Origin of the sequence: Sphingomonas abietis (genome assembly GCF_027625475.1) — a bacterium.
Taxonomy (GTDB): Bacteria; Pseudomonadota; Alphaproteobacteria; order Sphingomonadales; family Sphingomonadaceae; genus Solisphingomonas; species Solisphingomonas abietis.
On the sequence record NZ_CP115174.1, the window covers coordinates 3,840,210 to 3,854,793 of the forward strand.

A 14,584-nucleotide genomic window follows, 5' to 3' on the forward strand; every position below is an offset into this window, starting at 1 on the left:
ATCGGTGGCCGGTCTGCTCGATCGCGCGCAACCCCCGGGAGAGTCCCGCGTTATTCACTTCATGGTCACGCAAGGCTGGAAATCCCTGACAGACGTCGCACCGCCCCAGGATGGGCGTCTGCGCATCGTGTCGCCCCCGATCGAGCATCTCGGCGTGCGCAACGCTCTGCGCGGCGCTTTCCCCTGCAGCGACGCCCCGCCAACCGATTTCGACAGGCTGCTCGCCAAGCTCCGTTGAGCGCGGCACGGCCGCGGAACGACGGGCCAGCATCGTCATCCGGGCCAACAGCCTGCTGCCGATCAGGCTTATCGGCCGGGAAGTTATTTCCCCGCCGCGTCCCTGCTGAGATCATCGACCTGATCCATGATCGTCTGGAGCGCCGTCGTGTTCGGATCGGTGGCATGAGTGCGCCGCGACGGCAATTTGCCCTCGGTCAGCAGCGCTTCCAGCGCGACCCGCCCACGGGCGACGCGGCTTTTGATCGTGCCGACCGCGCATCCGCAGATTTCGGCCGCTTCTTCATAAGCGAAGCCGCCGGCGCCGACGAGGATCAGGGCCTCGCGCTGGGGCTGCGGCAGATGCAGCAGCGCGCGCTGCATGTCGCCGAGCTCGACATGGCGATCCTGGCTGGCCGGGGCGGCGAGCAGCTTGTTCGCGGTGATCTCGTCCCACTCGCCCTTGAAGCGCGCGCGGCGCATCTGGGACAGGAAGAGATTGCGCAGGATGATGAAGGTCCAGGCGCGCATGTTGGTGCCGGCCTGGAAGCGCTGGCGCGCCGCCCATGCCTTCAGCAGCGTCTCCTGCACCAGATCGTCCGCGAGATCGCGGTTGCCGGAAAGCGAGCGCCCGAACGCGCGCAGATGCGGGATCACCTGCGCCAGCTGGACCTTGAATTCGTTATCGGGAAGCGGCGTATGGACGTAGGTTTCCACGACGTCCTCGTCTTCGTCTTCCATGCTGGGCGAGCCCTCGTTCGTCATCGCTGCCCCATGCTCCGTGCCACCAACAATAATGTGGTCCTCCCCTCTAAAATAGGACGCCGAAGCGTCCAGCGCCAGTGCCGCCGCAGGATATTCCATTTTTAGCACTGGCTAATCAGCAGGATGGCCAGAGGCTGAACGAGCAGCACGACATGGCGACGAGATCGACCCGATGAAGGCATTTTCACCTTCATCCGTTTCACCCTCGTCCGAGTTCATCCCCACGCCATGCGATGGTCGTTCTGCCATCGGCCCTCCCCCGATCGTTTCGCATTGCCAACGTCGGGGAAGGGCCGCGAGTTCCCTGTCAGGCCGGAACCGTGGTCGAGTCGAAGAACAGGGCCTGCGCGATCGCCGCCTTCACCGTGGACCGCTGGAACGGCTTGGTGATGAGGAAGGTCGGCTCCGGCCGCGCGCCGGTCAGCAGGCGCTCGGGGAAGGCGGTGATGAAGATCACCGGCACTTCGAACTGGGCGAGGATGTCCTTCACCGCATCGATTCCCGAGCTGTCGTCGGCGAGCTGGATATCGGCGAGCACGAGGCCCGGGCGATGCGCCATGGCCTGCGCCACCGCCTCGTCGCGGGTGACCGCCACGCCGGTCACGCCATGGCCGAGATCGCGCACGATCGTCTCGAGATCCATCGCGATGATCGGCTCATCCTCGATGATCAGCACGTCGGCATGGGTCTGCCGCTCGATCTCGCTCAGCGCTTCGGCGACCAGCGCCTCGACCTCGACGGCCTCGACGCCGATCAGATAGCCGGCATCCTCGCTGGTGAAGCCTTCCATCGCGGTCAGCAGCAGCGCCTGGCGCGAGCGCGGGGTGATCCGGGCCAGCCGGGCCTGGGCGATCGCTTCGGGCGGCGCGGAATCCTGCCCGCCATCGACGCCGGTCTCGACATTCGCCGAACCCCAGATCGCCTGGAACGTTTTGTAGAGGCCGAGCCTGGGATCGACGTCCCGCGGGAAATCCTCCGGCGCCGCGACGATCGCTTCCAGCGTCGCGCGGACATAGGCATCGCCATGTTTCTGGGTGCCGGTCAGTGCGCGCGCATAACGGCGCACGAACGGCAAGTGAGGCGCAAGTTCCTGTCCAAGCGACATGTTCGTTTTCAACTCCTGTGCACAGCCCGTTATAGTCCAGGGCAGGAGCCGCCGTCGAATGCGCCCTCCCCCGAACGACGGCAGCTAATTTCGCGACCGTCATCATACAGGGAACCATCGTGCGACTTTTTTGTTTCCACGGCCACGCGAGGATTTTATCGCAACGCATATGAGTGCCGAAACAATCGGCGGAACGGGCGGCGTTTGGGTTCGGGATTCGCCGTTCGATTGGGCGACAGGGAACGGGGCAGTTGGCGTTGAGCGACATGAAGAAAAGCAAGCGCGGTTCTCAGGAGCCTGCGGGCAGTGGTGGAGACGGCAAGGCCGCGGACCGGGATGTCGGTCACGCGCTGCGTTCGGTGTACGCCAAGACGGTGAGTGAAGACGTTCCCAGCGAATTGCTCGATCTGCTCGGCAAGCTCAGCTAGCGGCGTGCCGCCGGAATCTCCATTGCGTCCCATGTCGTCACCTTCTCCGGCCGTCCGGCTGTTCGCGCGTCTGTCCACCAGCATCAAGATACTGGTCGTGCTGTCACTGGCGCTGCTGCCGCTGGGCCTGATCGCGTCTCTTGCGTCGCTGGAAACCGCCAAGGCCAATCGCGCCAATCGGGAGGCCGCCGCGCACCTGCTCGCCACGGACAGCGCGGAGCGGTTCAACCTGCTGGTCGACCGCACCGCCAGCATCCTGCACGACGCGCAGCGCCAGGGCGTATCCGGCTGCCGCCACGCGGTCGCCGCGATCGGCCCCGGCACCGCCGTCGCGCTGTTCGATGCCTCGGGCAAACTGGTCTGCGCCAGCCGCCCGCTTACCGCCACCCTGCCGATGCGACCGACCGGCCCGGCGCCGATCGTCACTATCGATCCCGACGAGAAGGCGGTGCGATTACTCGCCAGCGGCGCCGAGCTGCCCGGCTGGACGCTCGCGATCCTGCCTGCGGGGCTGCTCGCCCAGACCGCCCATCCCCACGCCCTCGACGGCAGCTATTCGCTGAGCCTCGCCGACGCGGACGGCCGATCGCTCGGCCTCGCCACGATCCAGTCCGTACCCGTCGGCCGGGAGATCCTGTCCGATCTGCCGATTGCCAGCGGCCAGCTGAAATTGTCGATGACGGTCGCCAGCCCGCCGCTCAGCGCCAACGAGATATTGCTGACGATCCTGCCGATCCTGATGTGGATTTCAGGCGCCGCGATCGGCTGGCTGGTCGTCGATCGCCTGATCCTGCGCCCGCTCGAATCGATGCAGGAGGCGATCGACACCTATCGCCTCACCGGCAGCTTCTCGCCGCCGCCGCTGACGACTCCGGCCTTCGAGATCCGCACGCTGGGCCGCGCCTTCCAGCTTGCCGCCCAGACCATCACCCGCCACGAGGTCGATCTGGAAGACGGCCTCGCCCGCCAGACCAAGCTGACCCGCGAGGTGCATCATCGGGTCAAGAACAACCTCCAGGTCGTCGCCAGCCTGCTCAACATCCATGCGCGCGGCGCCCCCACCGTGGAAGCCGCCAATGCCTACGCCACGATCCAGCGCCGCGTCGATGCGCTCGCCTTGGTCCATCGTAGTCATTATGCCGAGCTGGAGGTCAATCACGGCATCGCCTTGCGGCCGCTGATCGGCGAAATCGCGGCCAATCTCCGCAGCTCGCTGTCGGGCGGCATCGTGCCGCCGGTGATCACGCTCAATCTCGGCCTGTTCCATGCCAATCAGGATGTGGCGGTATCGGTCGCGTTCCTGCTGGTGGAGGTGATCGAGACCGCGATGATACGCGTTCCAGGCACCATGATCGCGGTCACGTTGGAGGCGATTCCGGATCGACGCGATCGTGCCCGGCTGGCGATACGCTCGCCCGCGCTCCATCGCGATGCCGCTCCCGTCGACGATCAGTTCGAACTGTTCGAACGCGTGACCGGCGGCTTGGCCCGCCAATTGCGCGCGCCGCTGGAGCGCGGCGAAAATCAGGACATGATCGCGATCGAGATCGCCATCATGGACGGCGCCACGACCGCCTGATCACGGCCCGCCCGGCCCCGCCGCCACGCATGGCATGATCGCGAATCGCAGGATGTCGAAAAAATTTGACGGCGCGGCTGGAACCACCCTCCGTCAACGCCGTTCTACACTTCGGATAGCGACCTTTTGCCCCCCCGCTCTCGCTATCCATCAAAAATGGGCCCGACTGCTCCATCCTCCCCCCGATGGCGCATTCGGGCCCAAATTCTATCTGCTGCATATCCGGCCATCGCCCATGATCCGATCGCCCCTGATCCGCTCGCCATCAGCAGACGGCGGGCCGGGCTGCGCTGATCCGCCCTATCGCGATTTCGGAGCACATGATCGCGTGACAGCGCGGAACTATTGTTTCGGGGACGCATTACCCCCTTGCGACGGCTGCACGCCGTCAAGAAAGGGAGCTTTTCCATGGTTCGCAAGATTGTCACCCTCGGCCTGGTCGCCGGCATGTTCACGCTGGCCGCCTGCAACACCGTTGCCGGCGCCGGCAAGGACGTGTCGTCGGTGGGTCACGCCACCACCAAGGCGGCCGACAGCAACAAGTGATCCGATAGCCCTCACGGGCTCGGGCGAAGGGCGTTGCCGGGAAACCGGCAGCGCCCTTTTTGCGTCCGCCTTAGAGACTCAGGCTTCGGCCAGCGCCTCGCGGGCACGGCGGCGTTCGGTGAACCAGATCATGATCAGCGCGAATTCGTAGAGCACGCACAGCGGGATCGCGAGCAGCAGCATCGACAGCAGATCTGGTGGCGCCAGGACGGCAGCGACCGCGAACACCGCGACCAGGGCATAGCGGCGGCCATTGACCAGTTGCCGCCGGGTGACGATCCCGGCCCGCTCCAGCAGCATCAGCAGGATCGGCAGCAGGAAGGCGACACCGAAGCCGAACAGGAATTTGGTGACGAAGGCAAGATAATTGCCGATCGCCGGCAAGGCCTCCTGCTGGATGCCGCCGACATTGCCCTGAAACTCCTTGCCGAGCAGGAAGTGCAGCGCCAGCGGCATGGCGAGATAATAGGCCATCGCCGCGCCCGACAGGAACAGCACCGGCGTCAGGATCAGGAACGGGCGCAGCGCCCGCTTCTCCTTGGCGTAGAGGCCCGGCGCCACGAAGCGCCAGATCTGGTTCGCCACGATCGGGAAGCTCAGCATGATCGCCGAGAAGAAGGCGACCTTCACATTGGCGAAGAAGGCCTCGAAGATATCGGTGTAGATGAGCTTGCCCTGCCCGGCCTTGAGCAAGGGCTGGACGAGGAAGGCGAAGATGTCCTTGGCGAAATAGAGGCAGCCCAGGAAGGCCAGCCCCAGCGCCAGGAAGCTCCAGATCAGCCGCCGGCGCAGCTCGATCAGATGATCGAGCAGCGGCGCGCGCGAATCGTCCAGATCATTGTCCCCCTCGGCCATGCGATCAGGCCTCGGGCGGCTGGCGTAAGGGGGCCGCCGGCGCCGCATGGTCCGGCACGGGCGTCGCGTGTGCCGGCGTCGATACCGGCGAGGACACGGGCGCCACCGGTTTGGCGGCAAGCGCCACCGCCGGCGTCGGCACCGGCTCGTCCCCGGCTACCGCCGCGTCCGCCGCATGGGCGGCCGGCGCCGGCAAGGCCTCGGGTCCGGCGGGCGCGGGCAGCGGCGCGGTGACGCTGTTCATCAGGTCCGCATGCTCGCGCATGATCCGCTCATTCTCCGCCTTCCACTTCTGCTCCATCTCGGCTAGTTCGGCCTCGCGGACCATTTCGTCCATTGCCGAGCGGAAATGGCGCGCCATCGTCCGGCCCTTGCCGACCCACTGGCCGACGAAGCGCATGGCGCGGGGCAGATCCTTGGGGCCGATGAACACGATCGCGACCAGCGCGACCACCATCAGCTCGGACGGGGCGATATCGAACATCGGCGGATCAGCGCTTCAACGAACCAGCATCACTCGGCCGGACGATCCTCGCGCATCGGCTGGAGATCGCGATCGGCATTGGGCTCCATCGACGGCTGCGCCTTGAGCCGCGGCGGGGCCGGGCGATCGGACGACGAGGTGGATGCGGAATCATCCTCGTTCATTCCCTTCTTGAACTGCTTCACGCCCTTGGCGACGTCGCCCATCAGCGCCGAGAAACGGCCACCGCCGAGCACCAGCACCGCGACGAGCGCGAGTATGATGATATGAATCGGGGACAGGCCCATGATACTTCTCCAAAGGACGATGGCCCTATCTAGTCATCATCGTCGCCGCTTTCCACCTCGACGTGCATCATCATATCCTCGACCGGATCGAGCAGGCCGGCGGCGCGGAGGTCGTCGATGCCTGGCAGGTCGCGCCGGCCCTGCAATCCGAAGTGGGTGAGGAAGCCGGCGGTGGTGGCGTAGGTCAGCGGCCGGCCCGGCACCTCGCGCCGGCCGGCCGGCCGCACCCAGCCCGCCTCCATCAGCACGTCGAGCGTCCCCTTGCTGATCTGCACGCCCCGGATCGCCTCGATCTCGGCGCGGCTGACCGGCTCGTGATAGGCGATGATCGCCAGCGTCTCGATCGCCGCGCGGCTGAGCTTGCGCGGCTCCTCGCGGGTGCGGCGCAGGATAAAAGCGAGATCGGGCGCGGTCTGGAAATGCCAGCGCCCGCCGCGCTCGACCGGCTGAATACCCCGATCGGCATAGCTTTCCACCAGCGCCGCCAGCCCCGCCGCGACGTCGATCCCGTCGCCCGCCGCCGTGGCGATCTCGGCCCTGGTAAGAGGCTGTTCCGCGGCGAACAGCACCGCCTCCACCGCGCGTTCGTGGAGGCCGATCACGCCGCCCTCACCCAGAGAGTATCGAAGGCGCCGTCCTGCCGCAGTGCGATCCGCCCCTGCTTGGCGAGTTCCAGCATCGCCAGGAAGCTCGATGCGCGCGACGATCGCGCCAGCGCGGGATCGAGCGTCGCGGGCAGGAAACGTTCCAGCGCCACCCAGTCCATCGCATGGCCGAGCATCGCCTCGACCCGCTGGAGCGCCGCCTCCAGCGACATCACCGGGCGTCGCGAAACGACGTGCAGCACCGGCTTGTTGCGCGCGGTGACCGCACCATAGGCGGCGATCAGATCGAACAGTTCGGCCTGCCACGCCGCCTTGCGGATCACCTTGAGCCCGTCGGGCGCACCGCGCCCGAACACGTCGCGGCCCAGCCGATCGCGCCCCATCAGCCGCGCGCCGGCCTCACGCATCGCATCGAGGCGTTGCAGGCGCAGTTGCAGCCGCAGTGCCAGTTCCTCGGGGCTGGGCTCGACCTCGGGGTCACGGGGCAGCAGCAGGCCGGATTTGAGATAAGCGAGCCACGCCGCCATCACCAGATAGTCGGCGGCGAGTTCGAGCTTGAGTTGCTTCGCATCGTCGATGAAGGCCAGATATTGCTCGACCAGCGCGAGGATCGACAATTCGCGCAGATCGACCTTCTGCGAACGCGCCAACGTCAGCAACAGGTCGAGCGGCCCCTCCCATCCGTCGATATCGATGGTCAGCGTGTCGTCTTCAGTATGCATGGTGCGATGCTAACAATAATCGATACGGAACCGGGCAGCCATTCTTCACGCTCAGGTTGAAGTTTTCCAGCGTTCGTGCCATATAGTTCAGGCAATCGTCACAGGTTCGACCCTTGCGATACGGACCCCCGTCGTGCCAGCGGCGGGGGTTCAATCGTTTGGGGCCGGGTGCCAGCCCGACCCCGCCCGTCGTGCTACTTGGAGCGAGAAACCTCAATCACCTTGAGGATCAAGGTGGCAAAGGCAAACATCGTTCCCAGAAAGATGCACAAGGTTGCAATCGTCATAGTGCCTTCCTTCTTGCGATGCAGCCACATGATTGTGGCCGCCCCGAAGCTATGGAGCGCCTGTAGACACTCGACAACACGGAGATGTTGTAGCGAGGCGCCCTACAACAGCTGAAATTCAAGCCAGCGCCAGCAGCGAATCGCGCTTCGCCGCCAATGCCTCGAAGCTTTCGTCGGGTGCCCGCGTGGCGATCGTCGCCATCGCGCGCTGGAGGCGCTCCTGGCTCTCGGCCGCGATCGGCCCGAGCGCGCCTGCCACCGCCGCCATCTCCGCCATGTCGCCCGAACAATGCAGCGCGATGTCCGAACCCGCCGCGATCGCGCCGGCCGCCCGGTCGCCGAAATCGCCGGACAGCGCGTGCATCCCGAGATCGTCGGACATCAGCAGCCCGTCGAAGCCGATGCGGCCCCGGATGATGTCCCGCACCACGATCGGCGACAGGCTCGCCGGCCGCTCCGCATCCCATGCGGTATAGATGATGTGGGCGCTCATTCCCATCGGCGCGTCGTTGAGCTGGCGGAACGGCAGGATGTCCTCGGCCAGTTCCTCGTCGCTGGCCTCGATCACCGGCAGCGCCTTGTGGGAATCGAGATCGGAGCGGCCATGGCCCGGCATATGCTTGATCACGCCGACCACCCCGCCCTCGCGCAGGCCATCGATGACGAGGCGGCCGAGCGACGCGACCTGCTTCGGGTCCGATCCCAGCGCCCGATCGCCGACGATCGCATCCGCATCCGGGCGCCGGACATCGAGCATCGGCAGGCAATCGACGGTGACGCCGACCTCGCGCAGCATCGTCGCGATCGCCTTGGCGTTGAGCCGTGCCGCCTCCATCGCCGAGACCGGCGCCTTCTCGTACAGCCGCGCGAACGCCTCGCCGGCCGGCAGCCTGGGCCATTCGGGCGTTGTCATGCGCTGGACCCGGCCGCCTTCCTGATCGATCAGGATCGGCAGGTCGTCCCGGCCGGACAGCGACCGCAGTTCGTCGGTGAGCGCGCGCATCTGTGCCCGCGTCTCGCAGTTGCGGCGGAACAGGATGTAGCCGGCGGGCTCCGCCGAGCGGAAGAAGCCCCGCTCGGCATCGGTCAGTGTCGGGCCGGCAAGGCCGAGGAATGCGGGTATCATGGGATCAGGCGGGTAGCCTTCACCCCACGACGCTGCAAGCCTCGCCCGCCACCTTGAGCTTCGCGCAGATCGACGACGCCTGCCCGCCGGCGGACGCGCGCAGGCGGTAATAGGTCTTGCCATTGACCTCCGCCTTCACGACCATGTGGTTCAGCGCGCCGAGATAGGCATAGCGGCCGGAGAGCGACTTCCATGCGCCATCGGCCTTGGCCTGGCTGTCGAGCGCGCCGAGCTGGATCGTGCCGCCGGATACCGGAGCCGCCGCCGTTTCGGTCTTCGCAGGGGCCGGGGCCGGTTTCGCCTCGGGCTTGGCGGCCGGCACCGGCGCCGTCTTCACCGGAACCTGCTTCACCGGAGCCTGGGCGACTTCGGTGGGCTTGGCGGCAACCGGAGCCGGTGCAGGGGCGGGAGCAGGCGCCGCCTTGTCCTTGGAGATCGGCGCCTCGGGGATCTTGGAGATGTCGATCCGCGCATTGGGATCGGCACCCTCGCTGGCCGCATAAGCGGAATCGCCCTGGCCCTTGACCTCCATGCCGCCCGCTTCCGCCGGCTTGACCTTGTAGGGGCCGGGCTGGGCGGCGATCGTGGTGGCGCTGCCCGACGCCTCGGCGCCGCTGGCCCGCTGCTTGAGCCAGTAGACGCCGCCGACGACGAGGCCCAGTGCGACCAGCGCGACGATCAGGCCGGCAAACAGTCGAGCGGCGGAAACGCCTTCCTCGGCGGTTTCGTCCTCAACCGGCTCGAGCCAGGGCAGGCGGTCCTCGTCCGCATTGCCACCCATGCTGCGCCCCGTATCCGACATCGCCTTACATCTCCTCGGCTGCGGCGACCCCCATGATCGACAAGCCATTTCTTAACACTTGCCCCAGTCCTTCGGCGAGGGAAAGCCTCGCCTGCGTCGTGGCGGGGTCATCCTGCACCAAAAAGCGACGGTCTGGCCGATCATTGCCGCGATTCCACAGCGCGTGGAAGGCGGCCGCACAATCATAGAGATAGAAAGCGACGCGATGCGGCTCGCGGGTGGCGGCCGCCTGCTCGACGATGCGCGGGAACTGCGCGGCGAACTTGACCAGCCCCAGTTCCTCATCGTCCAGCAGGGTCAGATCGGCGCCGGCGTCGTCCAGGCCCAATTCCTTCGCCTTGCGCTGCACCGAGCGGATACGGGTATGGGCATATTGGACGTAGAAGACCGGATTGTCCTTCGACGCTTCCACTACCTTGGCGAAATCGAAATCCATCTGCGCGTCCGACTTGCGGGTCAGCATGGTGAAGCGGACGACGTCGCGGCCGACCTCCTGCACCACGTCGGCCAGCGTCACGAACTGGCCCGAGCGCTTGGACATCTTCACCGGCTCGCCATTGCGCAGCAGCTTGACCATCTGGACCAGCTTCACGTCGAAGCGCTTCTCGCCGCCGGTCAGCGCCGCCACCGCCGCCTCGATCCGCTTCACGGTGCCGCCATGATCGGCACCCCAGATGTCGATCAGCTCCTCGGCCTGCTCCGCCTTCTGGGCATGATAAGCGAGGTCGGTGCCAAAATAGGTGAGCCCGCCCTTGGAGTTGCGAACCGGCCGATCCTGATCGTCGCCGAACTGGGTGGCGCGGAACAGGGTCATCTCCACCGGCTCCCAATCGTCCGGCAGCTTGCCCTTCGGCGGCTCGAGCACGCCCTGATAGAGCAGCCCCTTGGCCTCCAGCGCGGCGAAGGCGGCCTCGACCCGGCCGGCATCCTGCACCGCCGCCTCGGACGAGAAGATGTCATGATGGATGCCGAGCAGCGCCAGATCGGCGCGGATCATGTCCATCATCGCCGCCACGGCCCTGGTGCGGAACAGGTCGAGCCACGCGGCCTCCGGCGCGGCGGCATAGCGCGTACCGAATTCGGCGGCGAGCGCGGCCCCCACCGGCTTCAGATAGTCGCCGGGATAATAGCCCTCGGGGATTTCGCCGATGTCCTCGCCGAGCGCCTCGCGATAGCGCAGATGCGCCGAGCGGCCGAGCGTCTGCACCTGCGCGCCGGCATCGTTGACATAATATTCGCGCGTCACCGGATGGCCGACGAAGGCGAGCAGGCTGGCCAGCGCATCGCCCACCACCGCGCCCCGGCAATGGCCCATATGCATCGGCCCGGTCGGGTTGGCCGAGACATATTCGACATTGACGCGATGCCCCTCACCCGCGGTCGAGCGGCCATAATCGCCGCCCTGCCCCAGGATCGTCGCCAGTTCGCCGCGCCACACATCGGGCGCGAGGCGCAGGTTGAGGAAGCCGGGGCCGGCGATCTCGACCGCGGTGACGCCCGCCACCTGCTCCAGCTTGGCGGCCAGCGCCGTCGCCAGCGCGCGCGGGTTCGAACCCGCCGGCTTGGCCAGCACCATCGCGGCGTTGGTCGAGAGATCGCCATGGCTCGGATCGCGCGGCGGCTCGATCGAGACGGCGCGTCGCGACAGGCCGGCCGGGATCACCCCCTCCGTTTCGAGGCTGTCGAGAATGCGGCCGATCTCTTCGGCGAAGCGGATGTAGAGCGTCACGGTCTTCTTCTGCTGCTGGTGAAGCCCGCGCCCTTAGCGCGCGCTGGCGGCGCGGGCAAATGCGGGACGTCGGGCGGCGGCGGAGAGGACGGCTGGAGCGGGTAGAGGGAATCGAACCCTCGTCACAAGCTTGGAAGGCTAGTGCTCTACCATTGAGCTATACCCGCGCGGCCGCTCCCATGCCTCGGACGTGCCCGCGGGTCAATCTCACAACCACATTCTGGCGCCCGCGTCGGCATCGTCATGCGCCGCGACGGGCCCGGCAGCCCCGTCGATATGGTTGATTCGGCGGCAACCTTTTTCGTCAACCATGCGCCATATGGCGCCCATTCCCGCGTTGATTGGCCAAAAACCGCCAAAATCGATCGCCGCGTTTGCGATTTGATAAGGTGATCATGTCAGGTTGACGCTCAAGAAACCATGAGGCTGTTCTCGCCTGGAGGCCGATTGTCGGGCCACCGCCTGAATCTGAAGATTCTGGCCGCGGCGATCTGTATCTCGCTCGCATGCGGGATGGTCAACCTGCTGGGGCCGCTTGAATTTCTGGCTAGCATCACGCGTGCCAAGCTGCGCAGCCATCCGCCGAGCGGGCAGGTGGTCGTCGTGGCCATCGATGAGCAAAGCATCAACACGCTGGGGCCGACACCCTGGCCTCGCGGGCGCTACGCGGACCTGATTCGTCGCCTGCACAATGCCGGCGCGCGTAGAATTGGCATCGATGCGCTCCCTTGGGGCAGCGACAGCCCAATTGACGACGCCGCATTCGAGAAAGCGCTCACCGATGCGAAGGGTACGGTCATCCTGCCCGTGCGCGTTACCACCGACAATATGACGGGGCGCAACGGCGTCGAATTGCCCCCCAATCGGCTCATCCATCTCGCGCAGATCGCGAGCACCAATCTCGTGGTGAATTGGGACGGCATGGTCTATGATTCGCCCTATACGGTGGACATGGGCGGCGGCAACGTCCCATCGATGGCGAGCGCGCTTGCAACTCGTCGCGGTGATGCCGGCTCCAGCTTTCCCATTGACTATGGCATAGACCTGCGCGCGTTTCCCACGATCAGCGCAGCGGATATTCTCAACGATCGATGGGACGCGACACGCCTCTCGGGCAAAGACGTATTGATCGGCGAAACCGTCAATACCCTGCGCTACGGCGCACCGGAATTCGGCCAGTTGCCGATGGTCTATCTTCATGCGGAGGCGACCGAAAGCCTGCGCGAAGGCAATCCGATCGCGGCAGGCTGGCTCATTCCCGCGCTAATCGCCACGGGCTTCGCGGCTCTTTACCTCTTCGGCCGCCGGCGTCTATTGGCGCGGTTCGTGATCACGGCAGGTTTCGCGCTGTTCGTCTTCGGACCGCTGGCCGCCGACCGGTTGCATGTCTATCTCGAGATCATGCCGTCGTTGGCGTTGCTCACGGCCGCCTCGGTGAGCCGGATCTGGTTCAATCTCCGCCAGACGCTCCGCAACAAGGGCCTCGTCAACGCCGTATCCGGCCAAGCCAATCTCAACGCCTTACGCGAAGTCGGGCCACGCTTGACGCCAACTGTCATCGTCGCCCGCATACTCAACTATGCCGAAGTCACGATTTCGCTGCCGGGCGATTATGAAAAGGACCTCGTCGAACAGATCGTCAATCGTCTGTCGGTCGGCGCGCATAGAAATACCATCTATCAGGCGGACGACGGGCTTTTCATCTGGCTCGCCGATACTGCGAACGAGGAATTCATCGGCGAACAGCTCATGGCGCTCCATGCCCTGTTCCGCAGCCCCGTCGTCGTCGCCGGGCGATTGATCGATCTGGCCGTCACCTTCGGCCTCGATACCGACATCACCCGCTCGCTCGTCCAGCGCGTATCCAGCGCCGTCGTCGCAGCGGATCGGGCCGCCAGCGAAGGGCGTCGCTGGATGACCTATGACCCCGCCGAACTCGAAAATGCCGAATGGAAGATGTCGCTGCTTGCCCGGCTCGATCAGGCGGTGGAGCATGGCGAGATCTGGGTCGCCTACCAGCCCAAGGTCGAGATGGCGACGGGCCGGATCATCGGCGCCGAGGCACTGGCCCGTTGGAGTCATCCGGAAAAAGGCGAAGTGCCGCCCAGCCAGTTCATTCCGGCGGCCGAACGCAGCGGCCGCATCGAGAATCTGACGGCCCATATCCTCGATAGCGCGGTCGCCGCCACCGCTTCCATCCATCGTGCCGGCCACACGGATTTCAGCATCGCCGTCAATCTGTCGGCGCGACTGCTCGACTCGCCGAGCCTGCTGACGATGGTCGCCGATACGCTGGCACGCCATGCCATGGAGCCCCGGCATCTGATCCTGGAAATCACCGAAACCACCGCGATGACGAGCCAGGACGGCATCGTCCAGGCCCTGGAGAAGCTGAGCGCCAGCGGCGTGCGGCTTTCGATCGACGATTACGGCACCGGCTTCTCGACGCTCGACTATCTCAAGCGGATTCCGGCGGACGAAATCAAGATCGACCGCAGCTTCGTGTCGATGCTGGAGAAATCGCAGAGCGACCGAATCATGGTCCACTCGACGATCCAGCTGGCCCACTCGCTCGGCCGTCGCGCCGTGGCGGAAGGAGTCGAGAATGCGGTCGTCCTGAACGAATTGCGGCTGATGCAGTGCGACTACGTCCAGGGCTATTTTACTGGAAAGCCGATGAAATTTTCGGCGCTGATGGAGACGTTGCCCAGCCTGGAGAAACGCGCCATCGCATAATGGTTACCGCCTTGTTAACCACATCGAGTAATGATAAAACTCGTTCGACCGGTCGGCGTACACCGGTTCTTGTTGGACGGGGATTTTATGACCAAGGCTTCGGTGAACGCGGGCTCTCAGAGCCGTTTCGATATCTGGCAGTGGTTCTATGGCAAGCCTGTTCTGGCCTAATTTCGTAGAACGAAATCCAGATGAAAGCCCCGCTTCGGCGGGGCTTTTTATTTGTGCCGAGAGACATACTCCGACCGCATCGTTCACCGGACGATCGGAATGCCAGCCTTCTCTAGTGAAGCGGGCAATTTGACTTGAGAT

At 65.6% G+C, this 14,584-nt stretch carries 15 protein-coding genes and 1 tRNA gene; 5 read left to right on the forward strand and 11 right to left on the reverse strand.

Features of this window, described 5'->3' with window-relative positions:
• Positions 1-4: 4 nt before the first annotated feature.
• Entirely contained in the window at positions 5-238 is a 234-nt protein-coding gene (locus PBT88_RS17970) for a hypothetical protein (protein WP_270076672.1), read from the forward strand.
• An 83-nt stretch (positions 239-321) separates the two neighbouring features.
• On the opposite strand, the gene PBT88_RS17975 is transcribed toward PBT88_RS17970, so the two are convergent.
• Both PBT88_RS17975 and PBT88_RS17980 read right to left on the reverse strand, forming a co-directional pair.
• On the reverse strand, positions 322-957 hold the full coding sequence (locus PBT88_RS17975) for a sigma-70 family RNA polymerase sigma factor (RefSeq protein WP_270079310.1): 636 nt from the start codon (positions 955-957) through the stop codon (positions 322-324).
• Between the two features lie 331 nt (positions 958-1,288).
• On the reverse strand, positions 1,289-2,086 hold the full coding sequence (locus PBT88_RS17980) for a response regulator (protein ID WP_270076673.1): 798 nt from the start codon (positions 2,084-2,086) through the stop codon (positions 1,289-1,291).
• Positions 2,087-2,352: 266 nt separating this feature from the next.
• On the opposite strand from PBT88_RS17980, the gene PBT88_RS17985 reads away from it, so the two are divergent.
• From PBT88_RS17985 to PBT88_RS17995, 3 genes are all read left to right on the forward strand, one after another.
• A complete protein-coding gene (locus PBT88_RS17985) occupies positions 2,353-2,514 on the forward strand; it encodes a NepR family anti-sigma factor (RefSeq protein ID WP_270079311.1) in 162 nt (53 codons plus the stop codon).
• Positions 2,515-2,545: 31 nt separating this feature from the next.
• Positions 2,546-4,093, forward strand: coding sequence for a sensor histidine kinase (locus tag PBT88_RS17990; protein ID WP_270076674.1), 1,548 nt, complete (start codon positions 2,546-2,548; stop codon positions 4,091-4,093).
• Positions 4,094-4,501: 408 nt separating this feature from the next.
• Positions 4,502-4,639 (forward strand): entericidin A/B family lipoprotein, encoded by a 138-nt coding sequence (locus tag PBT88_RS17995; protein ID WP_270076675.1) that lies wholly within the window; start codon positions 4,502-4,504, stop codon positions 4,637-4,639.
• Between the two features lie 78 nt (positions 4,640-4,717).
• Here PBT88_RS17995 and tatC read toward each other — a convergent pair whose 3' ends face one another.
• The 9 genes from tatC to PBT88_RS18040 all read right to left on the reverse strand — a co-directional run bounded on the left by tatC (position 4,718) and on the right by PBT88_RS18040 (position 11,703).
• On the reverse strand, positions 4,718-5,494 hold the full coding sequence (gene tatC / locus PBT88_RS18000; protein ID WP_270076676.1) for a twin-arginine translocase subunit TatC: 777 nt from the start codon (positions 5,492-5,494) through the stop codon (positions 4,718-4,720).
• A 4-nt stretch (positions 5,495-5,498) separates the two neighbouring features.
• On the reverse strand, positions 5,499-5,978 hold the full coding sequence (tatB, locus tag PBT88_RS18005) for a Sec-independent protein translocase protein TatB (RefSeq protein WP_270076677.1): 480 nt from the start codon (positions 5,976-5,978) through the stop codon (positions 5,499-5,501).
• A gap of 29 nt (positions 5,979-6,007) precedes the next feature.
• A complete protein-coding gene (locus tag PBT88_RS18010; protein ID WP_270076678.1) occupies positions 6,008-6,265 on the reverse strand; it encodes a twin-arginine translocase TatA/TatE family subunit in 258 nt (85 codons plus the stop codon).
• Positions 6,266-6,294: 29 nt separating this feature from the next.
• On the reverse strand, positions 6,295-6,867 hold the full coding sequence (gene scpB / locus PBT88_RS18015; protein WP_270076679.1) for an SMC-Scp complex subunit ScpB: 573 nt from the start codon (positions 6,865-6,867) through the stop codon (positions 6,295-6,297).
• Positions 6,864-7,592 (reverse strand): segregation and condensation protein A, encoded by a 729-nt coding sequence (locus tag PBT88_RS18020; protein WP_270076680.1) that lies wholly within the window; start codon positions 7,590-7,592, stop codon positions 6,864-6,866. Before PBT88_RS18020 ends, scpB begins: the two co-directional genes overlap by 4 nt.
• Before the next feature lie 405 nt (positions 7,593-7,997).
• On the reverse strand, positions 7,998-9,005 hold the full coding sequence (gene nagZ, locus PBT88_RS18025; protein WP_270076681.1) for a beta-N-acetylhexosaminidase: 1,008 nt from the start codon (positions 9,003-9,005) through the stop codon (positions 7,998-8,000).
• A 19-nt stretch (positions 9,006-9,024) separates the two neighbouring features.
• Entirely contained in the window at positions 9,025-9,807 is a 783-nt protein-coding gene (locus PBT88_RS18030; protein WP_270076682.1) for an SPOR domain-containing protein, read from the reverse strand.
• A gap of 4 nt (positions 9,808-9,811) precedes the next feature.
• Complete coding sequence (argS, locus tag PBT88_RS18035; protein WP_270076683.1) at positions 9,812-11,536, reverse strand: arginine--tRNA ligase; 1,725 nt, start codon at positions 11,534-11,536, stop codon at positions 9,812-9,814.
• A gap of 93 nt (positions 11,537-11,629) precedes the next feature.
• A tRNA-Gly gene (locus PBT88_RS18040) sits at positions 11,630-11,703 on the reverse strand.
• A gap of 280 nt (positions 11,704-11,983) precedes the next feature.
• Here PBT88_RS18040 and PBT88_RS18045 point away from each other — a divergent pair.
• Positions 11,984-14,272 carry an EAL domain-containing protein gene (locus tag PBT88_RS18045; protein ID WP_270076684.1) on the forward strand — a complete coding sequence of 763 codons (2,289 nt, stop codon included), beginning with the start codon at positions 11,984-11,986 and terminating at the stop codon, positions 14,270-14,272.
• Positions 14,273-14,584 lie beyond the last annotated feature (312 nt).

Coding starts and splice junctions, on each gene's coding strand:
- PBT88_RS17975 (WP_270079310.1), bottom strand. CDS start 957: ATGGAAGACGAAGACGAGGACGTCGTGGAAACCTACGTCCATACGCCG.
- PBT88_RS17980 (WP_270076673.1), bottom strand. CDS start 2,086: ATGTCGCTTGGACAGGAACTTGCGCCTCACTTGCCGTTCGTGCGCCGT.
- PBT88_RS17985 (WP_270079311.1), top strand. CDS start 2,353: ATGAAGAAAAGCAAGCGCGGTTCTCAGGAGCCTGCGGGCAGTGGTGGA.
- PBT88_RS17990 (WP_270076674.1), top strand. CDS start 2,546: ATGTCGTCACCTTCTCCGGCCGTCCGGCTGTTCGCGCGTCTGTCCACC.
- PBT88_RS17995 (WP_270076675.1), top strand. CDS start 4,502: ATGGTTCGCAAGATTGTCACCCTCGGCCTGGTCGCCGGCATGTTCACG.
- tatC (WP_270076676.1), bottom strand. CDS start 5,494: ATGGCCGAGGGGGACAATGATCTGGACGATTCGCGCGCGCCGCTGCTC.
- tatB (WP_270076677.1), bottom strand. CDS start 5,978: ATGTTCGATATCGCCCCGTCCGAGCTGATGGTGGTCGCGCTGGTCGCG.
- PBT88_RS18010 (WP_270076678.1), bottom strand. CDS start 6,265: ATGGGCCTGTCCCCGATTCATATCATCATACTCGCGCTCGTCGCGGTG.
- PBT88_RS18020 (WP_270076680.1), bottom strand. CDS start 7,592: ATGCATACTGAAGACGACACGCTGACCATCGATATCGACGGATGGGAG.
- nagZ (WP_270076681.1), bottom strand. CDS start 9,005: ATGATACCCGCATTCCTCGGCCTTGCCGGCCCGACACTGACCGATGCC.
- PBT88_RS18030 (WP_270076682.1), bottom strand. CDS start 9,807: ATGTCGGATACGGGGCGCAGCATGGGTGGCAATGCGGACGAGGACCGC.